The 22,455-nt window shown below is 35.1% G+C and carries 18 protein-coding genes; 6 read left to right on the forward strand and 12 right to left on the reverse strand.

Annotated features, from left to right (window positions below; translation table 11 throughout):
- Positions 1 to 15 precede the first annotated feature (15 nt).
- Positions 16 to 1,470 (reverse strand): glycosyl hydrolase, encoded by a 1,455-nt coding sequence (locus N2Z58_06375; protein MCX7654284.1) that lies wholly within the window; start codon positions 1,468 to 1,470, stop codon positions 16 to 18.
- A 358-nt stretch (positions 1,471 to 1,828) separates the two neighbouring features.
- On the opposite strand from N2Z58_06375, the gene N2Z58_06380 reads away from it, so the two are divergent.
- Entirely contained in the window at positions 1,829 to 3,541 is a 1,713-nt protein-coding gene (locus N2Z58_06380) for a methyl-accepting chemotaxis protein (protein MCX7654285.1), read from the forward strand.
- A 283-nt stretch (positions 3,542 to 3,824) separates the two neighbouring features.
- Complete coding sequence (locus tag N2Z58_06385) at positions 3,825 to 5,129, forward strand: diguanylate cyclase (protein MCX7654286.1); 1,305 nt, start codon at positions 3,825 to 3,827, stop codon at positions 5,127 to 5,129.
- A 32-nt stretch (positions 5,130 to 5,161) separates the two neighbouring features.
- Here N2Z58_06385 and N2Z58_06390 read toward each other — a convergent pair whose 3' ends face one another.
- The 4 genes from N2Z58_06390 to N2Z58_06405 all read right to left on the reverse strand — a co-directional run bounded on the left by N2Z58_06390 (position 5,162) and on the right by N2Z58_06405 (position 12,265).
- Positions 5,162 to 6,874, reverse strand: a complete 1,713-nt coding sequence (locus N2Z58_06390) for an HD domain-containing protein (GenBank protein MCX7654287.1) — start codon at positions 6,872 to 6,874, stop codon at positions 5,162 to 5,164.
- 18 nt (positions 6,875 to 6,892) lie between these two features.
- Entirely contained in the window at positions 6,893 to 8,587 is a 1,695-nt protein-coding gene (locus N2Z58_06395) for an HD domain-containing protein (GenBank protein MCX7654288.1), read from the reverse strand.
- 494 nt (positions 8,588 to 9,081) lie between these two features.
- A complete protein-coding gene (locus N2Z58_06400) occupies positions 9,082 to 11,421 on the reverse strand; it encodes a methyl-accepting chemotaxis protein (GenBank protein MCX7654289.1) in 2,340 nt (779 codons plus the stop codon).
- 514 nt (positions 11,422 to 11,935) lie between these two features.
- Entirely contained in the window at positions 11,936 to 12,265 is a 330-nt protein-coding gene (locus tag N2Z58_06405; protein MCX7654290.1) for an STAS domain-containing protein, read from the reverse strand.
- Positions 12,266 to 12,694: 429 nt separating this feature from the next.
- Between N2Z58_06405 and N2Z58_06410 the strand changes: the two genes are divergently transcribed.
- The 4 genes from N2Z58_06410 to N2Z58_06425 all read left to right on the forward strand — a co-directional run bounded on the left by N2Z58_06410 (position 12,695) and on the right by N2Z58_06425 (position 17,217).
- A complete protein-coding gene (locus tag N2Z58_06410; protein ID MCX7654291.1) occupies positions 12,695 to 14,221 on the forward strand; it encodes a bifunctional UDP-sugar hydrolase/5'-nucleotidase in 1,527 nt (508 codons plus the stop codon).
- A gap of 140 nt (positions 14,222 to 14,361) precedes the next feature.
- Complete coding sequence (locus N2Z58_06415; GenBank protein ID MCX7654292.1) at positions 14,362 to 14,853, forward strand: transcription repressor NadR; 492 nt, start codon at positions 14,362 to 14,364, stop codon at positions 14,851 to 14,853.
- A gap of 32 nt (positions 14,854 to 14,885) precedes the next feature.
- Positions 14,886 to 15,410 carry a cysteine hydrolase gene (locus N2Z58_06420; GenBank protein MCX7654293.1) on the forward strand — a complete coding sequence of 175 codons (525 nt, stop codon included), beginning with the start codon at positions 14,886 to 14,888 and terminating at the stop codon, positions 15,408 to 15,410.
- Between the two features lie 163 nt (positions 15,411 to 15,573).
- Entirely contained in the window at positions 15,574 to 17,217 is a 1,644-nt protein-coding gene (locus tag N2Z58_06425) for a DEAD/DEAH box helicase (GenBank protein MCX7654294.1), read from the forward strand.
- Between the two features lie 55 nt (positions 17,218 to 17,272).
- On the opposite strand, the gene N2Z58_06430 is transcribed toward N2Z58_06425, so the two are convergent.
- Genes N2Z58_06430 through N2Z58_06460 form a run of 7 tightly spaced genes read right to left on the reverse strand, consistent with a single transcriptional unit; the run spans position 17,273 to position 22,339 of the window.
- Positions 17,273 to 17,953, reverse strand: coding sequence for a metal-dependent hydrolase (locus N2Z58_06430; protein MCX7654295.1), 681 nt, complete (start codon positions 17,951 to 17,953; stop codon positions 17,273 to 17,275).
- A gap of 28 nt (positions 17,954 to 17,981) precedes the next feature.
- Positions 17,982 to 18,431, reverse strand: a complete 450-nt coding sequence (locus N2Z58_06435) for a hypothetical protein (protein MCX7654296.1) — start codon at positions 18,429 to 18,431, stop codon at positions 17,982 to 17,984.
- A 29-nt stretch (positions 18,432 to 18,460) separates the two neighbouring features.
- On the reverse strand, positions 18,461 to 19,570 hold the full coding sequence (locus N2Z58_06440) for a 2Fe-2S iron-sulfur cluster binding domain-containing protein (GenBank protein MCX7654297.1): 1,110 nt from the start codon (positions 19,568 to 19,570) through the stop codon (positions 18,461 to 18,463).
- A gap of 28 nt (positions 19,571 to 19,598) precedes the next feature.
- On the reverse strand, positions 19,599 to 20,192 hold the full coding sequence (locus N2Z58_06445) for an NADH:ubiquinone reductase (Na(+)-transporting) subunit E (protein ID MCX7654298.1): 594 nt from the start codon (positions 20,190 to 20,192) through the stop codon (positions 19,599 to 19,601).
- A 17-nt stretch (positions 20,193 to 20,209) separates the two neighbouring features.
- Complete coding sequence (locus N2Z58_06450) at positions 20,210 to 20,827, reverse strand: NADH:ubiquinone reductase (Na(+)-transporting) subunit D (protein ID MCX7654299.1); 618 nt, start codon at positions 20,825 to 20,827, stop codon at positions 20,210 to 20,212.
- A gap of 1 nt (position 20,828) precedes the next feature.
- A complete protein-coding gene (locus N2Z58_06455) occupies positions 20,829 to 21,434 on the reverse strand; it encodes an FMN-binding protein (protein ID MCX7654300.1) in 606 nt (201 codons plus the stop codon).
- On the reverse strand, positions 21,431 to 22,339 hold the full coding sequence (locus N2Z58_06460) for an RnfABCDGE type electron transport complex subunit D (protein MCX7654301.1): 909 nt from the start codon (positions 22,337 to 22,339) through the stop codon (positions 21,431 to 21,433). The genes N2Z58_06455 and N2Z58_06460 overlap by 4 nt, the downstream gene beginning before the upstream one ends.
- Between the last annotated feature and the right edge of the window lie 116 nt (positions 22,340 to 22,455).

Consider the following 22,455-nt stretch of genomic DNA (forward strand, 5'->3'; position numbering starts at 1 on the left):
AAAAAATATTACAGATTACTTCCACACAAACGTTGCTGCAGCGTACCCAGGAAGAATATATTCGAACTTTCTACCTCCTTCCTCTACGAGAATTTTTTTGTTTGTCTTGGTCCTGTTTGAAACAATCAAAACTCTTGTTCCATCTGGGTTTTCAAACGCAACCGCCTCTACATTAGAGTAGGTGTAACAATCCACACGACGAGCGCCTGGAACAACAAACTTGCTTATGTGTCCCAAAGTATAGTAATCAAGGTTATACTTAACTTCACCAGTTTTGCTGTTAATTTCTATAAGACCTCTGCACGTACTATTTGAAAGTACAGTTGGTCCACGTTTTTCATCAAGTGCTATGTTCCACCAGACAACCGTCTTAGACCAATTCATGGGTATTCTGATAACATGCATCATCTGATCCATAAAAGCTTCGAAAAACGCTGGTACCCAGTCACCACCAGAACCTTCAGTAAACCAAATCTCTTTCTCAGGAAACAAAGCTTTTATCTGACTCATAGCTTCGTGTTTTCCACCGTAGAAATGCCAAGCGGAACCAGCAACATATCTTCCAGCTTTTTGATGTGATAAAACATATGAAGCAAAAATTGTATTGTCCCAGTTATGATCGTAAGTAAGTATTTTTGTCTTTATACCTGCCTTTTCGAATGCAGGTCCCAAATGTTCACCTATAAAATCAGCCTGCTCTTCCCATGTCATCTTCATACCTGGGTATTCTTTTGGTACATACAGTGGTTCGTTTTGCGGAGTCACTGCGTATATTTCCAATCCTTCCTTTTCGTATTCCTTAACAAACTTCACAAAATATTGCGCGTAAACATCGTAATATTCTCTAAGCAAAGATCCACCTATCATACTCCCCGTTGTTTTCATCCAACCAGGTGCACTCCATGGAGAGGCCATTATTTTTAAATCAGGGTTGATTTGTTTAGCAAGTTTCAAAAGAGGTATGATGTAAAGTCTATCGTGATCTATAGAAAAATATTTTAAATCCCTGTCTTCTTTAATACCAGTTGGTAAGTCATTGTAACTGTATATTTTCGTTGTGTAATCGGTTGCTCCCATTGGTTGACGTAAAAAAGATATTCCAATACCTTCTTTTCTATCAAACAACTTTTTCATAACCTCAATACGTTTACTCTCAGAAAGTTTGTAATAAATTAAATATGCAGAAGCATCTGTTAACGAAGCACCAAATCCATCCATCTTTTGGTATTTCTTATTTACATTCACAAGGATTCTGTATGTCTCTTGAAAGCTTGAAATAACTTGTTCTGAAGGTTCCACTTTGGATAACATGTATTTTTGATCAACTGTCGTAAGCCAGATACTCAACTCTTTCACGTTAGCACCTCCTGAATTATTCATTTGATTCGTTGATAAAAGAAATATTGTAACAATGAAAATGCCAGTAAATATAGTTAAAATAACCTCGAGGATCTTCCTATTTATTCTCATATTACTCACTCCATCTGACAATTTTAAATTATTGTACTAATGTAACATGTTACATTAGAAATTATATAAATTTTATTCTTGGTCTAAAAGATACGCAATGCGCAATTTGAAAAGTTTTTCTTGAATCTTCAAAAGAATATCTAAGTACGAAAGAATGAGATTTTGGATTTACGTGTAAGTTACTAACGAGAGTTAGACCACAGATTTAATCTGAGTAAGGTATGTTCTTGTACCTCACGGTAAAATTTTCCAGGTATCTTTTCTGTTTAACATGATTATGTTATAATATTAAAAATTAACGATTTGGACACTAAATATTATCGTTAATTTATCTTCTAATTAAGGAAGGAGGGATAACATGAAAAGTTTGAAACTGCAAGCAATTATCTATACCCTTACGGTAGTCCTTTCTCTTTCTGTGATAGGAATTTTTTCTTTTAACCGCGAACTGAATGGGGCGTTCGAGATTGTAGTTCATCAAAGTGTTCCTATCTTAAAAGACATAGTTAATAACTTAGACAAAGAAAAACTTTCCAGGCTTATTAATGATTCTTCTTTACCATCGAATTACAAAGAAAACCCAGATTTTAGGGTTCTTAATGAATTTTTGAATACAAAGATGAAAATATTCGACTTCAAATATCTCTATATTTCCAAAATCTTTGAGATTGGAACTGGGAATTACGTACTTTGGATAGACGGTACAGCTATGGAGGACGAAGAATTTTCCCAACCTGGTTACAGAAATAAAGTAAGAAAAGTTCGTAAAGAACTATTCAAAGAAAACGGTTACACATTCACTGAAACATATTCAGACCCAACCTGGGGTACCCTAATGACAATTATCGTTCCGATAAATATAGATGGTAAAGAATTAGGTTACTTGATGGCTGACATAGATGTTTCAAAAGTCAACCGTGTAAAGGCTTCTGTTTACGTCACTCTTGTTGCGATTGTGGCTACGCTACTTTTGTTTATGATTCTCACGATAATTTACATATTTAAGAAGCTTAATGTGTTAAATCTACTTGCAACCTCGCTGTCTTCTGGTGACTTCACGACAAAAATCCAAAAAAGTAACTACAAAGAAATAGACAAAATATTGGATATATTTGATAATTTAAGTAAAAGTCTAAAGTCAGACATGTCAAATATTGCAGAAGAAATAAAAATTCTCAGTTCTATTTCTGATGGAATACTGTATTTTAAAAAAGACCTAAGCACAAAAGTTAATACTATCGATCATGCGGTGGATACACTTGAAAATAATGCTGAAAACTCTGAAAATTCATATAAGGAAATAGAAAGTGCGACTTCACAACTTGCCGAAAGTGCCGCTTCTTTGGCAAGGAATGTGTCTGAAATAGCAGAGAATGCAGACGTTATAAACCAAGGAACAGTAAAAGGTATGGAAAAGATTCAAATTCTGACTGAAAAAATAAACGATACCTCTGTTTTTATGGATAATACAAGAGCAAAAGTTGAACAGCTGAACTTAGAACTCTCGAGAATAGAAAGTGTAGTATCGGGTATTTCAAACATAGCAGAACAAACCAATTTACTGGCATTGAACGCTGCGATAGAAGCTGCAAGAGCAGGCGAAGCAGGTAGAGGATTTGCCGTTGTTGCTGATGAAATACGAAAGCTTGCAGAAGAAAGTAAAAAGACCACCGGAAATATAATTTCAACACTTAAAAAGCTTGTTGAGGATATATATTCGATGAGTTCAGAAATAGGCATATCAACCCAGTCAATGCAAGAAGTTAAAAATATGGCGCAGGAAGTTTATGGATTTTTCAAAAACATAGTCAGTAGTATAAAGGACATATCCACAAACTTGCAGACCATAGCAGCTTTGTCACAAGAACAGTCAGCTTCCTCTCAGGAAATCAATTCTGAGGTAGCGGTTTTTAAACAGACTGTAGAAAGTATTGTTCGTATATCCAATGAGATGGAAAAAATATCACACGATTTGGTGAGTACTGAAAAGGAATTTGTAAGCTATGCCCAAATGATGGAAAACACAAAGAAAACCTTAGAAAATTTAATGAGAAAATATAAGTTCGAATGATAACAAAGCATTCTTTACCAACTTAAATATTAAAGCTTTTGTTAGTTTGTCATATGTCGCATTGACAACTAGCACTTTATTTTGAAGTTTGCACAAACAGACTATTCTGCGTTACAAATCCGCCTTACAAATGGCGGATTTTTTTAATTTAACTCATAAAACCATATGAGATTATAAGTAAATACAAAACTTCATCTTATAATTTTAAATTCATATGCTATAATAGAAAAAAGTTATGGATTCAGAAACTTTTTGTAAAATGTTTCACAAGGAAGGTGAGTCTGTGAAAAGCACGAAATTAACTAAAGCCACGGATATTTTAATTTCTTATCAAAGTATTATCTATTTATCTTTCTTGGCTATATTTCTTGTTTTGTATGATGTTTCCCTTTACAACTATCTGTTTTATCATACGACAATAGAATTTTTCTCGATATTTGTTGGACTTAGCATTTCGTTAATCTCCTTAGTAACCATGAATATAAGCAAAAACAAAATCTTTACCCTTGTTGGTATAATTTACCTTTTCACATCAATAGTAGACTATGTTCACACGCTGGCATATAAAGGAATGAATATATTCATTGGATGGACAGCAAATCAACCTACTCAATTGTGGATACTTGGTAGACTAATTCAGGCATTTGGGACATTTATTATATTTTACATAGAACCTGAAAGATTGAAAAATAAAGTGTTGTTTACATCGTTCAGTTTAATCACTTTCGCCGGTATTATTTCGATAACTTACGGGTATTTTCCTGATTGTTATGTAGAAGGTAAAGGTTTGACAAAATTCAAAATATTGATGGAATATGTAGTTGTCATTCTCAGTGCTTTGACTATCTTCAGGATTAAAGCTCATGAAAAGCAAGAGCCGGAAGACGATTCATGCTTTTGCAAAGAAATAAAGATGAGTCTTTATTTTCTTATAGCAAGTGAACTATCTTTCACGCTTTACACTGATGTGTATGGATTTTTTAATTTCGTTGGTCATGTATTTAAATTTTTCTCTTACTATGTATTACTTCGTGGTATTGTTGTTCGCTCGCTACAGAATCCAGTGCGGACCATCTTAGCAGACCTTAACTCAAAAGAAAAGGAACTTGAAAAAATAGCCTATTTTGACAGATTAACGGGATTGTACAGTAGAAATTTTTACGAAGAATTAATAAAAAAGCACTTAAGTATTTTGGACAGAAATCATCAACCTTCGGGTTTGATATTAATTGATATTAACAACTTTAAAACCATAAACGACACTTATGGACATACAGTTGGGGATGAAGTGCTGAGGTTTCTTGGACATTCAATACTAAAAAACATAAGAGCTGCAGATATAGCGGCTCGTTATGGTGGTGATGAATTTATAATAATACTACCTAATTCAAAAGCATATGACTCAACCATAGTGGCAGAGAGGATAAAAAATTACGTAATAACGGAAAAACCATTCAAATTTTCCTTAGATATAAGTTATGGAATAGGTGAATTTCATAATTCTAACGAATATCAAGAGGCTTTTAAAAGTGCAGATATGCTACTTTACGAAATGAAAAAGCACAAAAACAACAAAAATGAAATTTGAAAATCAGCTGTTAATTTCTCACAAATTTCAGTTCAATCTTTAAAAGTATTCCACAGTAAATCTATTTCTTTTAAATGTTGGCGTAATATTTCCAACAATTTAGGTGAAAAATGATCAGGTTTCGTCTTTTCATCTCCTTCCAAGATTATTTTGACAGCCTCTTCGTGTGTAAGTGCTTTTTTGTAAGGTCGATCCGAACGCAAGGCATCGTAAACATCAACAATTGATACAATCTGAGCTTCAATTGGAATCTCGTCGGCTTTCAATCCAAATGGATAACCAGTACCGTCATATTTTTCATGGTGATACAAAGCTATATTATACGCAATCTTTAGTTTTTCATCACCACTTAAAAGTTCTGCTCCCCATTTAGTGTGTTGTTTAACGAGCTCAAATTCATCAGGTGTTAACCTACCAGGTTTTGTAAGTAGGTCTTTAGGAAGAAAGATTTTTCCAATATCATGTAAAGGGGCGAACAGTTCTATCTCAAAAATCTTTTCTTCAGGTAAGCCTATTTTTTCTGCAAAAAATTTTGACAAGAGCCTGACTCTTTTCACATGTTTCCCAGTAGGCTCATCAAAAGCTTCAACAACCATCGCAAGTCTTTCTGTTAAGAAGTGATAAGTCTCTGTGATTTGTCTATCTTTCTCTTTGAGAATATCTATTAATTCCTCCAATTGTAAATTTACTGTTTCAAGCTTTTTGTAACTTTCCTTAACTTCCTCCATCTGTGTATCAATTGTTTCAACCATGGCCGAGAATTCTTTTTGCAGTAAGTCGATTTCCCTTATCTCGGACTTTAAGTTAATACTAAACTTCTTTCCGAGGAGGTAATTTCGAACGGAATTTACAATTTCTTCTATCGGTTTTGAAATATTGAGCGAAAGGAAGGTTACTAATTTTTTTGAAACGAGATAACCAAGTGTTAATATTGAAGTTAATAAAACTATCACTGGCAAAAACGTTGGAATAATGTGATTCATTAAAGAATGTTCTACAACTATATATGTTCCTGCTACAGATTCCTTCGCAACATAGTGGGTTAAACCTGTGGTTTTGAAGTATATTCCTTCCCCTTTTTTCACACGTTTAGGAGAGAAAATTGCTGAAATTTCACCCTTCTTTGCCACAAGTGTCCCTTCAGAATCAACAATGTAGGCCTTATCAGGTAAAATATTTTCAGAAATCCTACTTGCTACTATGTCAAATCCCAATACTCCAAGGAACTTACCCTCACTATTATACACCGCTTTTACCACCGCAATCGTAGGTTCTTTGAGTATGCCGTGAATGAAAGGCGGTGTTATCACCACGTTTTTTGGATTGCTGATAGCAAGCCTGTACCAAGGACGACTTCTGGGATCGTATTCTGGTGGATAATCGTATTTTGGATAGGTGATCATTTTCCCGTAAACCGTACCGAAAGCTGGATAGGCAATAAGCTTAAAGTATTCAAGATATACGTGCTTCAAAACATTCTGTATGCTCTCTTCACTTGAAAATAGTTCAGGTTGTTGTGCTAAGATATTACACATGTGAGATATGCACAAAATTTTCTCAGCCCATATAGTTTCTACCTGAGTGATCTTTAACTCTTCGTTCTTCTTAAAAGTTTCCCATAGTTGAGTCAAAACAGTAAGGGAAATTATCACTGAAAAAATCATGGCAATAACTGTCGTTGTATTTCTCACGCTTTTTTTGACAAGATAATCAATATTATCATTATTTGAAAGTGGTCCTTTCAAATAACCTCCCCCCAATCTTTAATCTTTCAGTTTTTCATAAACCATACGGATATCATCTATCCTTTTCAAAAATGCTTCAACTACCTTTGGATCAAAATGTGTTCCTCTTTCCTTTATTATCTGCTCCACCGCCTCTTCAAAACTATACGCCTCTTTGTACGGCCTTTTTGTAGTTAGCGCATCAAATACATCCGCTAGCGCTATTATCCTACCTTCTACACTTATCTCCTCTTCTTTCTTCCCTTCCGGATATCCACTCCCATCCCACCATTCGTGGTGTTCGTAGATTATGTTCTTCATCGTCCTTAAGCTACTTTCTTCTAATATCCATTTCGCTTCTCTTTCAAAATTTTCTATTATCTTTACACCGTTTTCTACGTGCCTTTTCATTATCTCCCACTCTTTTTCATCCAATTTCCCAGGTTTTAACAATATCGCATCTGGTATACTTACCTTACCTATGTCATGTAACGGTGAATATTCGTATATCTCCCTTACAATCTTCGGTGGTAACTTCAACTCTTCTGCTATTATCCTCCCATACCATGCTACCCTCTTTATATGATTCCCTGTCTCATTATCCCTGAATTCCACTATGTTCACTAGACTATTCCCAAAGTACGACAAAAGCTTTTGGGTTGTCAACGAATAATGTAACCTGTGTGAAAGTATATTCGATATCGATTCAAATAACCTCGCATCCCTTTCTCTGAAATTGTACTCTTTATCCGAACTCAGGAAGAAAAAACCAAATGGACGAGTATTTATACTCGCAATTGCCGTTAAACTTGACTTGAATCCCTCTTCCACAATAAGATGGGTACTAACAGACTTTGTCTTTTCATAATATTCCTCAAGATTATTGATAATCCGAGTTTGTCGATTTTCACTCAACATTTGACTGAGTGAAGTTTCATTTAATTTTTGCGTAAACCCAGGGGTTAAGCAAGGAACGACATCCGGTTTGGAAATGTAAGCAACCTCAGCAGTTACACTCTCAGATTCCCAATCGATCAGTGCAACTGAAAATCTTTGAGCATTAAACAAATTACACAAATATGGTCCCACTGTGTAAATAAAATCTTCAATCGAGGTTGTAAGTTGTGAATGTTTAAAAATATCGTATATAGACTGAACAAGATTGATATTGTAAATAGAATTGTTGAGTTTGATATCTTCTCGGAATTCAGGTTGTTCCACAGGGATAAGAGATATATACGCATTATCAGATATTGAATCTAATCTTTTCAAAATCTTTCTTATGTAACGCTTAACGCGATTCATAGACCTGAAAAGGAAAAAGATAATAACAGATGAAATCAAGACAAGCAAAAAATACAACAAGCTAATTTTTTTGTTGTGTTTTTCGATTTGTTTGTTTTGAAAATCGTTGAGATAAGCTGCGAAATTTCTAATTTCAGCTAAAAGTGATTCCTTTTGAGCAGAGCCAGCAAGGAAGTTTTGCAAAGTAGAAGAGTACGTAGAAGAGTCGTAGTTATATTTTTGCATAATTTGTATTAAAGAATCAAAGTTATCACGACCAGCAACGACGTTGTTGATTTTTTTAAACTCAACACGCAGGGTTTTGTGAAGTTTTTCAAGGACTATGCTTTCAAAAGCGATGAAACTAATTATGATGAGAGCATATGAAATAAGCAAACCTACAGCTATTAAACTCAGATTCACACACCTATTTATACTTCTCTTGCTCATTAATATCACCTCAATAAAATGGTTTAAGCTCATATTTACCAGTATATTAATATTATATCACACAGATCAAGCTATTTTTATAAAAATATCTTAAAATTCATAATTTGTGCATAAAAATACTCCATCTTGAGGATGGAGTATTTTAGCTAAGTCGATATTACACCAGACTTTTTATTAAAACATTCCTCAGCAAAGTAAGTCAATTTCCGCTTTTATTTGAATTAACTTCATATTCAATATATTCAATTGCGATGTTTTTGTTTTTGGAACTCAATTGCTTATGTAATCTTCACATAGCACCTGTTTTTTTCTTTTAATGGTATTATGCTTTGTAGTGTGAAGAATTTACTCTTGTAATTCTTAGCTTATTGATCTACTTTTACATTAAATTTAACCAAAGTTTGGCTGTAACTCAAGCAAGTGCGTAGAAGAAATCTCTTGTAGTTTTTTGAAAATTTTCTCATACATATTTTCCTGTATAATCAGAATATATCTCAAATCTTTCCTTCTTTTGCACGTATTAGCTCAGTTTTAATTTCCTCCATTGTTCTAATAAGTTGGTCTTTTATTTGATAAACTTCTTTTAGCAATTGCTTAGCCTTTACGAAATCTCCAGCTTTCAAAGCTTCATTAATTTGTTTTCCAACCTCATGAACTTTCATATGTGGCTCATCTATACTCTTCCATTTTTCAGCTATAAATTCTGGTGGTCGCACAAAGTGATAAATTGAACCAAATCGACAAAATGTTCCGTCCAAGATAACATTCAACGAACTTGCTCGATTTTCAACAGCCTCTTCAACAGCTTTTACCCAGCTTACGTGAGCGTTTATAGCTGCTTGAATAATATTAATAATATCTTCGAAGTTGTAAACATGTAAGTCAGTTGAGATGGACTTGGCAATATTCTTGAATAACTTTGAGATTTCATTAAGTATACCTAACATATTTTCAAATTCCTCGACAATTTTATCCGACTCAGCCTTATTCTTTTCGACCATTTGTCCGAGATCTGCAGCACATTTAGACATATTCGTCATTGCCGCTGATATCTCTTGTATAGATGCACTTTGCTCTTGTGTGACTGCAGCCAAACTCGATGCATCCTTATCGAGTTTGGACATTTCTTTTAGTATTTCTTCCAATTTGTTGCCCACACCGATGGCAGCTTGCTCTATTGTGCGTATCTTCTCATCGAATGTTTCAACTTTACTACTTATATTTCCAACTCTTTCTCTCAATTCCGTAAGTATTTTTGCAATCTCTGATGCCGATATCCTTGTACTTTCTGCTAATTTTCTTATTTCGTCTGCAACAACGGCAAAACCGCGTCCAGCTTCTCCAGCACGAGCAGCTTCAATAGCCGCGTTGAGTGCCAAAAGGTTTGTCTGGTCGGCTATGTCGGTTATTGTTTTTAATATATCACCAATTTTTACCGACCTTTCACGTAATTCAGAGGTTTCTAAAACAACAAGTTTTGACTCTTCAAGAGTAGAACGTATGCTTTCTTTCATCTTTTCGATGGCTTGCGTGCTTGATGTCACATCTTCTGTGACATTATCAACTGCAGATGAAACATTTTGTGCAGCGTTAGTTACAGTTGTTGTAGCTGAAGCTATTTCTTCTATTGTAGCAGTAATCTCTTCAGATGATGAGGACGTTGTCTCAACCATATTTATACTTAAATCAAATGACTTTCTGAAATTTTCGATTATCGTTGTAAGTTGATCAAATTTCGAGATCAGTCCACCTATTAACACATTTGCTTCTTGATCGGCTAACATAAAATCTTTTAGTGAATTTCTAATACTACCAATAAGTTGTCCTAAGCTATTTTGAACAACCGAAATTTCATCCTTTGCGTTGATAGAAAGATTCACAGTCAGGTCTTTTTGTTTTGACAGCTGTAACATTTTTGAGGAGATAACGTCTAATTTGCGTGTTGTTATATAACCAAAAAACATCATCGCTGCAACGCTTGCTATCAACAATCCAAGTCCGAAAATAACTTGAAGGAGCGTAGTTTGTCTTACAGAATTGAGTATAGCTGAACCATCGATTCTTTGTAAAAACGATGCAAAAATAGTACCATCTGCTGTACGCAATGGATAAGCTATATAAAAGTACTTCGAATCGGTGAAAATTTGCGTATTACCTTTGGATATGCTGTCAAGGTTATATTTGTTGGAAAAATCTTCAACCTCTTCTGCCCGCACGAGAACATCTGATTTTCCACCGCGCTCATCAAGAAACTGTTTCAAGATCACCTCTCCAGAGAATACTTTCAGAAAGTTTTTGTTGATAACATAGCCAACTTCGAAAGTACCTATGAGTCTGCCTTCGTAATTTATAGGTACTATGTACCTTACTGCAGGTCCACTTTTCCCAGGTTGGTAGCTTAGAAGTGGTTTACTTGTACTACGAACCTTTTGAATGTCTTTTCTGTAATCGAGTGAATCACCGTACTTCTGCGGATCGGTTGTTCTAAGGAAGGATTTAAGATCTTCGGTATGAAAATGAATCAAGGTGATTCCGAACTCTTCTGAAAACTTCTTATGAATTGGCTGTAAAAGCTCAAGAAGTCTATCGCGATCGTTGTTTGCAAAAGTTTGAATAATCTCAGAATTCGAAGAAATTATACTTGCCGCAAACTTCAAAGTTGGTGTGAGTGCCTCAAGCTGATGTTCAAAGGTGTTAAGCAATGTTTTTTGAAGTTCAGTACTCCATATGTTGCCTAAGCTTCTCAATCCAAAAAAGCCAACTAAGAACATTAAAAACACAGCAACAAATACCAAGAGTGGAAGTATAACGAAGTTCATAAGTTTGATACTCATGTTTTCACCCCCAAATTTTGATGCTAAAAAATGATAAAGGAACGTTTTTCAAAAAAGAATGAAAAAGGGGAAGTTTTACGTCAAGGAGCATATTTCAAAACTACCTGAAGCAATTACTTCGAAAGATTAAACAAAGATTAAACATTGTCTATTTGTATATTATAACATAAAAAACTATTTTGGCAAAATTCTTGTTGAAAAAATTTGCCAGTCTTTGGTGAATCAATTTAATCTATTTTTTTATCTTTGAATTCATTAATATAAAAAACTTCTCCATAAAAGATGGGGACATCTTATGATATACATTTTGATAAATTAAACACTTAACACCGGAGTTTTTAATTTTCGAAATTTACTATATTTGCCTACTTTTTATGAGGCTCTGTTGTTTATATTTCTCTAGTGTTTTGTCAAAATGACTAGATAATTATGTAATATTGGAAAAGATTTTGGAGTCCAAAGCGGTTAATCTAAATTCTCCAAAAAGGTCGACAGAAGAGTTGGTTGGGGGTTATCAAATCTTTTCCATAGCTTCTTCTAAGTTTTCGCAAAGACTTAGGTACTCATGGCATTTTGAAAATTCAATCAGTGTTTTAACAATTCCTTTTCCATGAACTATGCAAACCTTGCCATTCAGTTTTTGCAAATCCCTATTAAGCTTCATCAATGCCGCCAACCCTGAAGTATCACAACTGACTTTACTTAGGTCAACGATTATTTTTGTTTTTCCGTTATGAAGTACGTTCTTCTTAACCATATCCAGAAAACTTGTGGCATTAAGTAATGTTAGATCTTTCTCTACACTTAAAACCGTGCTCTTATGATTTTCAAAAACTTTAAACATACTTCTTCACCTCCTTTTTTGCTTGCTAGTTTTTATTTAGCAAGTTCCTAGTACTATTTTCTAAATAATATTATACATCAATTATGTTTCAGTGTAGTTAAGAATTTTTAAAATTTTTCATGATTTATTTACACAAATTTTCAGAAAAGTACAGTTATTGTCAAATGATGAAAGATGTAAATTTAACAGACAAGATAGGGTATATTTACTTTTACTTTAGTTATATTTTTTCCAAATATAATTGTTGTTAATAAGGTTTTTTCTTTAGATCTTCTTGTTACATCGGAAATATTGTCTTTCATGCTTTTTGTAAAAAACTTTAGACAATTAACTGCCCATTCTTTGTATTGATTTAAAAAACTTATTCTTAATTGACAATTTGTAGTGTATAATATAGATGCTAAACTACAAACCGGGAGGGAAGTTGCTATGAAAAAGTATTTAGTTTTTGTGGTCTTGCTTTTTACACTGTTTGCATTTGCGGTAAAGATAACGGTTTTTCACATCAACGACACACATGGTCGTGCCTGGCCCTTCACTGACTCTGCAGGAAATATCATAGGTGGGTTTGCAACTCTTGCCACAATTATTGATGCTGAGAGAAAGATTAATCCCAACGTGCTCTTTTTACACGCAGGGGATCTTAACACAGGGGTACCTGAGTCTGATCTTTTAAATGCACTTCCGGATATCTTTGTGCTTAACAGAATGAAGCTTGACGCTATGGCTGTTGGTAACCACGAATTTGATAAACCAAGAGAAGTACTTATAAAACAACTCTCTTGGGCGAAGTTCCCACTTTTGAGTGCGAACATATACAAAGATGGTAAACCTTTCTTCACACCTTATGTGATCAAAGATGTTGGAGGGATCAAGGTTGCCGTCGTAGGCTTTACAACGGAACATACTAAGATACTTGAAGGACCGAATTCGGAAGACCTTGAATTTAAAAATGTTATAGAAGTAGCTAAGAAACTTATACCAGAGTTAAGAAAACAAGCAAATGTTGTTATTGCATTAACACATTTGGGTGTTGGTCAAGGGTATTCAAGTCTTTATACAACAGCTGACCAGCTTGCAAAAGAGGTCGAAGGTATAGATTTGATCATCGATGGACATAGCCATACTAATATGACAAAACCTTTAATAGTAAATGGTGTACCAATTGTACAAGCTTTCGAATGGGCAAAAGTGGTTGGTCGAGCTGATATATACTTCGAAGGTGGGAAAATTACAAAAATAGAATGGGAGGCTATTCCTGTTGTACAATCCAAAGTAGTAGGCAAAGATGCAGCAGGTAAGAATATCTTGCAAGTAGTTACCCAAGAAGCACTTTATGTGAAAACACCGCTTGATTATTTCAAAAAACTTGGTGGAGCAAAGCTTGATACTGTTATAGGTACAACTGAGATATTACTTGACGGAGAAAGGGCAAATGTTAGGTCAAAAACGACTAATCTTGCTAATTTGATAGCAGATTCGATGCTTTGGAAAGTTGGAGCGGAAGTTGCTTTAACAAATGGTGGCGGAATTAGAGCATCTATTAAGCCAGGTAATATTACGATTAGAGACATACTTACAGTCCTTCCATTTGGTAATACACTTTACGTGCTTGAAATGAAGGGTTCAGATTTAATAAAAGTATTTGAATACGCTGCTTCTGTACCAAATGGTCAAGGTGCGTTCTTGCAAGTTGCTGGTGCAACCTGGAGATCTGAAGGAGGGAAGTTAACACAGTTACTTGTTGGTGGAAAACCGGTGGAGGCTGAAAAAATATACAAAGTCGTGACAAACGATTATATGGCTGCTGGTGGAGATGGATACGCAATGCTTAAAGGTCAAAAAGGATACAACACGTTCTTTGTGATGGCAGATGTTGTTGTAGAATACATTCAGAAAGTACTCGGAGGAAATATAAAAAGCTACGATGATAAACCAAGAGTGGAGAGAAAGTAAAGTAGATCAATAGTTAAATAGAAAAAAGCGGGGAAACTCCCCGCTTTTTTAATTACTACAAATTTCAGATTCGTATATTAACTTTTGTTTACCTTAAGTGTATAATATAGTCGTAGTATATACTCAGGAGGATGGTTGTTATGGATAGGAAGCAAGAAATATTGGAAATATTGAAAAGATCAAAAGTACCGGTTAAAGGGAAAGAACTTGCCGAAAGACTTGGCGTAAGTCGCCAAATAATTGTTTCAGATATATCGCAACTAAGGGAAGAAGGATTTAAGATAGTATCTACAAGAGATGGTTACGTTATTGATTCTGGCGGCAGGGTTAGGAGAATTGTTGCTGTAAAACACTCAGCAGAAGAGATATACGATGAACTGAAGACTATTGTTGAAAATGGTGGAAAAGTTATAGATGTTATCGTCGAACACCCTGTTTACGGTGAAATAATTGGGAGAATAGATGTTTCAACGTTAGATGATGTCGAGAAATTTATGACAATTCTTAAGTCTTCTAACACGAAACCCCTGTTAGAAATCTCCGGTGGAATACATCTTCACACAATAGAAGCACCAGACGAGGATACAATGCAAAAAATATTGAGAGCTATAGAAAAGTATAGGTTAAAGTAAAAAAGCAAAGGTTGATTAAAGGAGGGAGAATTATGGAAGCTTTGTTGATCGTAGATTTGCAAAATGATTTTGCAAAGCCTAATGGGGCACTTTATTTCCCGGGTGCAGAGCATGTTATACCACCGATTATAGAGCTTGTCAAGGAATTTAAAAATAAAACTCTGCCAATAATTTACACAAGAGATTGGCATGAAGATAATGATTACGAGTTTGAGATATGGGGTGTGCATTGTTTGCGTAATACGTTTGGTAGTGAAATTGTAGATGAACTAAAAGAGGAAATAGTGGGATATAAAAATGCGTTTGAAATTAAGAAAAGTCGATACTCCGCTTTTTATGGTACAGACCTTGAGAACCTACTTGGAGAACTCAAGATAGATAAAGTACACGTTGGAGGACTTGTTACGCATATATGCGTACTTTTCACTGTTGAGGAATTGAGAAATAGAGGTATAGAAGTAATTGTTCATTCCAATTGTGTAAATAGTTTTGATAAATCCATGCATGAATTTGCTCTTAAGGAAATGAGAGATGTTTTACTTGCGAAAGTATTATGATGTTTTTTATAATTTAATTTTTTCTTAATTGTATATATCAGAATATATGATAAACTTTGTCAAGCACGAATAAATAAACATATTTCGATGAATCACTCATATGTCAATCCCTTTCTCCTTGCTTGAACACCCACTGTCAGAAATTGAGAAGCAAGGTTGGGGGATGGACTACAAGGAGAAAGGTGGTAAAGATTTTATGGAGAAGGTTTATGAAACGTTTAAGGATCTCGGACTGAGTCAAGATGTATTGGATGCGGTGGAAAAGAAAGGATATGTCCAGCCAACGGATATTCAAAAGCTTGTTATACCGGTTGCTTTAACGTCGGATAAGGACATTATAGCACAAGCTCAGACTGGCACGGGGAAAACGGCTGCCTTTGGTATACCAGTCCTTGAAAGGATTGACTTCAAAGTTGGTAAAGGCATCAAAGCAATTGTGGTCACCCCTACACGTGAATTAGCATTACAGATATTTGAGGAATTGAAAAGCCTTAAAGGGAGAAGACACATAAGAATTACAACCATATATGGTGGGCAATCAATTGAAAGGCAGCTGAAAGACCTGGAAAAAGGTGTGGATATCGTTGTTGGGACACCAGGAAGAATTATAGACCATCTCAACAGAGGGACTATAAACCTTTCAGATGTTGAGTATTTAATACTTGACGAGGCAGATAGAATGTTAGATATGGGATTTCTTGATGACGTGCTTGAAATTATAAAGCAAACTCCTAAAACAAAAAGAACGTTTCTTTTTTCAGCTACAATGCCAAAAGAAATAGTTGAAATAGCGAAGAATTTTATGAAGGATTATGTACACATATCTACAGTGAAAAATGAGCTTACTACTGAGCTCGCGCAGCAACTGTATTTTGAGGTTGATGAACAAGACAAGTTACCTTTACTTTGCAGGATAATCGATATGAATCCAGAATTTTATGGCATAGTTTTTTGCCAAACAAAAGTGGAAGTAGATGAAATTACAAAAAAATTATCTGATTTAGGCTACAACGCGGATGGTTTGCACGGTGATTATTCACAATATCAAAGGGAAAGGGTACTTGATAGATTCAAAAGAAAACAGCTAAAGATATTGGTAACAACCGATGTAGCTGCAAGAGGAATCGATATAGATGGCTTAACTCACGTGATAAATTATTCCGTACCAAAAGATCCAGAGTATTACGTTCACAGGATAGGAAGAACTGGTAGAGCTGGAAAAAAGGGATTTGCTATTACGTTTGTAACAAGAGATGATTATTTTCATTTTACTAAGGTTAAAAGGTTTGCTAAGGCTAAGATAGTTAAAGAAAAAATTCCACAAGTAGAGGAGATTATACTTAGACAACTTGAAAATCTTGTGCAGAATATTAAGAATACTCCTAAGGTTTCTAACGATTTGTACAGGCAAATGGCACAGCAGCTGATACAAGAAATGGGACCAACAGAAGCAGTAGAGATGTTGATGCACGCACTGTTGAAAGAAAAGATAGATACTTCACGATATGGCGACGTAAAAATCAGAGATTTTTCAAAACGTACCAAGCATGCGGATTTTGATAATACCGTAAGATTGTTTGTCAATATGGGAAGCTCAAGCGGATTAGATAAAAAGAAGCTGGTGGATTTCATTTCAAATAAAACAGGTGTTGAAAAGTCAAATATAAACAATGTAAGAATTTTTGAAAATTATTCGTTCATTGATGTCAACGAACTTGATGCGGAAATAATTATGAGGACTTTAAACAAGCGAAAGCATGCGAATAGATACGAAAAACCATTTGTCGAACGTGCACGTCAAAGATAATGTTATTTTTTAAGAAAAAGCACTGGAACAATCCAGTGCTTTTTTATCGAATAGTTCAAATTTCTATTGTTTCTCCTGGTTTCATGATAATACATTCTACACCAAGCTTTTCAGTTTCCTGTTTAAATTTATCTTCATTTGCTTTTATTATCTCCCATGTGTTGTAATGAATTGGTACTACAGTCTTGGGTCTTATCATCTCAACAGCTCTAAGTGCATCTTCAACATCCATAACAAAGTTTCCACCTATTGGTAGGAAAGCTATGTCTACATCTTTCAAAAGCTCAAACTCTTTCGTAAGTCCAGTATCGCCGGCGTGGTAAATACTTTTTCCTTCAGTCTGTATTAATATTCCGCATGGATTACCACCGTAAATTGTTTTGTCTCCATCGTGTATTCCTGAACCATGAACCGCTGGTGTAAGTTTAACCTTACCAAATTCAAAGTAGTAAACTCCGCCAACGTGCATCGGATGAATTTTGCAACCTTTCAACTGAAGATAATTGCATATCTCAAAGTTCGATATAACTGTTGGATTATACTTCCTGCACAACTCAATAGTATCACCTAAGTGATCACCGTGTCCATGTGTGACAAATATATAATCGATTTTTGGTAAAATAAAGCTTTTTGGATAAGACGGGTTACCAGAAATGAATGGGTCGATTATAACGTTGTACTTTCCATCAATACCTTCTATCAACAAAGCTGCATGTCCTAAGAATGTGAGTTTCATCTTATCCACCTCCCTAATTTATAATAAATCACTCATAAAATACTTTCTTGATTTTTGTTGGTTCCAATCTGAATTTTGAACCTTTACCTTGTAGAAAATGATGAGCGGCAAGCAAATGTATTGAAAGTTCGCTGTATATAATCTCTTCGTTGTTATTTAAATTTTTAACAACTGCCACACGCTTTCTGAATATTCCGTCTTGAAACGGACAAGGTAGAAAACCACGTGCTTCATCTACTCTAATATCCCATTTTTCAAATTTAACAGGCTCACCTAAACCTTTTAATCCTTCCTTCATTAGTTTTCTCATTAATTTGGCAACTTGTACGAAATCTAAGCCAAGAAACTGAAATTCTTCTTCGTCTGCTTGTATTATATCAACAATATTCCTATCGTCATCTCCTAAGAATCCATCGGCAGTTATCTTTCCTGGTTTCATATTTTCTTGGGCTTTTACATATTTTGGCGTCATTTTCATAAAATTCCCCCCTGAAAAGTTAAGCGATTTTACGCGAATTTATCGTAATAAACATCAAAAATAGAGAACTTAGAAAAAACTTGTACACACGCATTAATCATACCAGGACTACCGCATAAATAACCTTCCTTTTTGTTGTCTTTTGGAATTACACTATCAAGATACCTTTCAAGAACGCTTGTTATCAAACCAGTTTCACCTGTCCAGTTATCGTCGGCAAGAGGCTCGGATAGAGCAGGTATAAAATGAAATTTTTCCCACTTCTTTTCAAGTTCTTTAAAAATATCAACGTAATAAAGATCTTTCTTACTTCTTGCACCAAAAAAGTACCATACATTTCTGTTTGTTATTCCTCTTTCCCACATATCAAAAATTATAGACTTAATAGGAGCCATGCCACTTCCACCAGCTACCATAATCATGTCAGCGTCAGTATTCCTCATATAAAATTCACCGAAAGGTCCTATAACCTCAACTATATCTCCTTCTTTCATGTGTTTGTGTACATAGGTTGTTGCAATTCCACCAGGCACAAGTCGGATTAGTAGTTCTATATGATTCCTATTCTTGGGTGATGATGAGATCGAATAAGCGCGCTGGGTAAATTCTTTTATGTTTTCATAAGGTGGGATCACAAGTTGTACATATTGACCCGCTTTGAAGTCTATTTCATTTGGTTCAACAAGTCTTATCCTAAGTTCTTTGATGTCGTAGGTGACATCCTTTAAACCCTCAAGTATTCCTTTAAATTTTCGAATATTGAACAACTCTTCAGGAAGGTAGATTTTTATACTCTTTTTCAGCTTTATTTGGCATGATAACCTGATATTTTCTTTGATTTCTTCTTTTGACATATAAGGAACCTCTGTTGGTAGGTGTGGACCAACATCGGAGAGTACTTTAACTTTACAAGCACCACAACTGCCTCTTCCACCGCAAGCTGAAGGTACAAATATACCTTGTGAACCTAAGGTTTGGAGCAGCGGTGCACCACCTTTAACTTTCAGTATTTTCTTACCTTCGTTTATGTCGATATCCACCTCACCGTAATTGTTTACTATGCTATCAACGATGGCAATAACAAGCGCAAGGACTCCACTTACCAAAGAAACAACAATCGGTGCTACAAATATGTTCATCGTCACCACCACCCTTAGGTCCAAAAATTTATTGAACTCTTATCATACCAGCAAAGCCTATAAATGCCATTGCCATAATTCCGATTGTGATCAATGTTATACCCACACCCTTAAGAGATGCTGGGATAGGTGCATTTTCTGTCTTTTTTCTTATAGCTGCTAAAAGTACTATTGCAAGCCACCAGCCAATACCACTACCGAGTCCGAAAAAGACAGATTGTATAAATGTATAATTCCTCAATTGCATGAACAATGCAACACCAAGTATGGCACAGTTAACAGTTATCAGTGGTAAGAATATACCTAAGACCATATAAAGGTTAGGAGATATCCTGTCGATGATCATTTCTAAAATTTGGACAACGGCAGCTATCACAATTATGTATAGAATATACCTAAGATAACCAAGTTCAAAGCTAGCAATAAGATATTTTTCCAAAATCCAATTCAAAGCTGTAGTTATGGTCATGACTAATGTAACGGCCAGACCTAATCCGTTGGAAGATTTTAAATCCTTAGAAATCGAAATGAAAGAACACATACCTAAGAAATTTGTTAGCAATATATTGCTTGTAAAAATTGATGCAAAGAATAATACGATAGGATTTATATCAGGAACCATGAATATCCCCCCTCAATCTACTTATTTGGAGATGCACCTGCTGTTTTCTTTAACTGCATACTCTTAACGAACCATATAAACGAAGCGAGTACAAAAAATGCGCTTGGTGGCATGACCATAATCGTCCACGCAGGTACGGCCGATGGAATGATTCGAATACCAAATATTGTTCCAAATCCAAGCAGTTCTCTAAAAAATGCCACAACCACGAGAACAAGCATGTAACCAAGTCCTGCTGTAAATCCGTCCCAGAAAGATATTAATGGTTTGTTGCCTTGGGCAAAAGCTTCAGCACGTCCCATGATAATACAATTTGTTATGATCAAACCTACGTATGGTCCCAAAGCTTTACTGACGTCTGGAAGATATGCCCTTAAGAATATATCCACTATTATTACATAAAAAGAAATGACAAGCACTTGAGTTATCATTCTGACTTTCCGAGGTATAATATTTCGCATTGCTGAGATTGTAAAGTTAGATAAACCTGTTACAAGTGTAACTCCAATGGTCATGATAAGGGTATTTCTCAAATTATTTGTGACAGCTAAAGTAGAACATATGCCAAGTATTTGTACAAACACCGGATTCTCAATCCATAAGTTGTTTTTAAATATCTTTTTATATTCGGACATATTAATTCACCCCCAAGAGGTTCCTTAGTATAGGAATATAATTCCTTATTATATTTTCAATAGACTTGGATGTTAGCGTCGCACCTGTTATTGCATCTACCATACCATCTTCTTTTGAATCTGGAACCTTAGTTGTTGAAACGATAATACCGTTTTTTATCGATTCATTTTCAAATTGCCTTTTGAACCAATCTTCCTCTATTCTACCACCAAGACCAGGTGTTTCGTTCTGTGATATAAAATCTATTCCTACTATTTTTGACACATCTTTGTTTACAGCAAGAGCACCCGTGATCGTCCCCCACAATCCACTTCCGCTAAAGATAATAGTGTATATTTCCTCACCGTCTACAACTGATTTGTAAAGCTCATATTCTTTAACGTCTTCTTTTATTACTGAAGATTTGAATTTTTCTATTGCTTCTTCGTCAGAAACGTACTGTATACCTACAGCGTTCAAAATAGCTTTTATTTTGAAAAGTTCCTGATTTTTCTTTACCATTCCCGCTGTAAACGTATTTAGTCCAGATAAAATGAGCACGAAAAGGAATGTTACGCTTATCGTAAAGACAACAGTGTAAGTTTTTCCTTCTCTATTAAATTTCATGCTTTCACCTTCTTTGTACCTTGTTCAGCTTGTTTTGGAGAAACCTTCTTTCTGTCCTGTAATATTTCATCAAGCAACGGAGCAAAAGTGTTACCAATCAGAATTGCAAAGCTCCAGCCCTCCGGAAAAAGCGAGAAAGTCCTTATTAAAATTCCTGTTAAACCGATTATAATCCCATACAACCATTGTGATCTTATTTTCTTCGGGGCTGTTATCGGTTCCGTAGCCATGAATACAGTTATAAAAATCAAGCTTCCGGAGAGAATTGCAGGTAATGTTGGCAATGCCTTTGGAACTTTCAAAATATCCAGCATAAATGTTAAAGCACTTGCTGAGACATAAGTTGAAACCATCAATCTCCAGCTTGCTGTCTTAGTGACAAGTAAATAGATTGCCGAGAAGATTATTATTAAAACTGGAGCTTCACCAAGTGAACCGGCGCGCCAACCCAACAGAAGATCTAAAAACTTGATATTTTGTTGGTCTCTTAGCAATGCAAGAGGTGTTGCAGAATTTACGGCATCTGTACCGAAAAGAGAAGGTTTTACCCAGCCCATTGTCAAAAATGATGGAAACGTTATGTAAACAAATAACCTGCCAACTATAGCTGGGTTAAAAACATTTCTACCAAATCCACCATAGACCCCTTTTCCAAATGCTATACCAAAAGCAATACCGATAATTGCTACCCAGAATGGTGTATTTGGAGGTAAGGAAAGAAGATACAGCATACAAGTGACAAGTGCAGCTTCACTAACCGGCTTTTTCTTATTTTTTTCGAAAAGATATTCAATGAATATCCCTGTAGCAAAGACCCAGATACCAAGCCATATAGGTCTAAAACCATACGCGATCACAGAAAAAACAAACACGGGTAAAAGAGCTATAAGCATCTTTCTCATCATAGGTTGCTTTTGAAAAATTTTATCCACACTACCATCCCCCCAAATTTGAACTGAAAGATAAAGGATTTCTATATTTCGTATATAATTATATCACGTTTACACAAAATATTGCAATT

Origin of the sequence: Fervidobacterium sp. (assembly GCA_026419195.1) — a bacterium.
In the GTDB taxonomy this organism is placed as follows: domain Bacteria; phylum Thermotogota; class Thermotogae; order Thermotogales; family Fervidobacteriaceae; genus Fervidobacterium.

Excerpts from the sequence above, each read along its gene's own strand:
- N2Z58_06375 (MCX7654284.1), bottom strand. The coding sequence starts at position 1,470 with ATGAGAATAAATAGGAAGATCCTCGAGGTTATTTTAACTATATTTACT.
- N2Z58_06380 (MCX7654285.1), top strand. The coding sequence starts at position 1,829 with ATGAAAAGTTTGAAACTGCAAGCAATTATCTATACCCTTACGGTAGTC.
- N2Z58_06395 (MCX7654288.1), bottom strand. The coding sequence starts at position 8,587 with ATGAGCAAGAGAAGTATAAATAGGTGTGTGAATCTGAGTTTAATAGCT.
- N2Z58_06400 (MCX7654289.1), bottom strand. The coding sequence starts at position 11,421 with ATGAGTATCAAACTTATGAACTTCGTTATACTTCCACTCTTGGTATTT.
- N2Z58_06405 (MCX7654290.1), bottom strand. The coding sequence starts at position 12,265 with ATGTTTAAAGTTTTTGAAAATCATAAGAGCACGGTTTTAAGTGTAGAG.
- N2Z58_06410 (MCX7654291.1), top strand. The coding sequence starts at position 12,695 with ATGAAAAAGTATTTAGTTTTTGTGGTCTTGCTTTTTACACTGTTTGCA.
- N2Z58_06415 (MCX7654292.1), top strand. The coding sequence starts at position 14,362 with ATGGATAGGAAGCAAGAAATATTGGAAATATTGAAAAGATCAAAAGTA.
- N2Z58_06420 (MCX7654293.1), top strand. The coding sequence starts at position 14,886 with ATGGAAGCTTTGTTGATCGTAGATTTGCAAAATGATTTTGCAAAGCCT.
- N2Z58_06425 (MCX7654294.1), top strand. The coding sequence starts at position 15,574 with ATGGACTACAAGGAGAAAGGTGGTAAAGATTTTATGGAGAAGGTTTAT.
- N2Z58_06430 (MCX7654295.1), bottom strand. The coding sequence starts at position 17,953 with ATGAAACTCACATTCTTAGGACATGCAGCTTTGTTGATAGAAGGTATT.
- N2Z58_06435 (MCX7654296.1), bottom strand. The coding sequence starts at position 18,431 with ATGAAAATGACGCCAAAATATGTAAAAGCCCAAGAAAATATGAAACCA.
- N2Z58_06440 (MCX7654297.1), bottom strand. The coding sequence starts at position 19,570 with ATGAACATATTTGTAGCACCGATTGTTGTTTCTTTGGTAAGTGGAGTC.
- N2Z58_06445 (MCX7654298.1), bottom strand. The coding sequence starts at position 20,192 with ATGGTTCCTGATATAAATCCTATCGTATTATTCTTTGCATCAATTTTT.
- N2Z58_06450 (MCX7654299.1), bottom strand. The coding sequence starts at position 20,827 with ATGTCCGAATATAAAAAGATATTTAAAAACAACTTATGGATTGAGAAT.
- N2Z58_06455 (MCX7654300.1), bottom strand. The coding sequence starts at position 21,434 with ATGAAATTTAATAGAGAAGGAAAAACTTACACTGTTGTCTTTACGATA.
- N2Z58_06460 (MCX7654301.1), bottom strand. The coding sequence starts at position 22,339 with ATGATGAGAAAGATGCTTATAGCTCTTTTACCCGTGTTTGTTTTTTCT.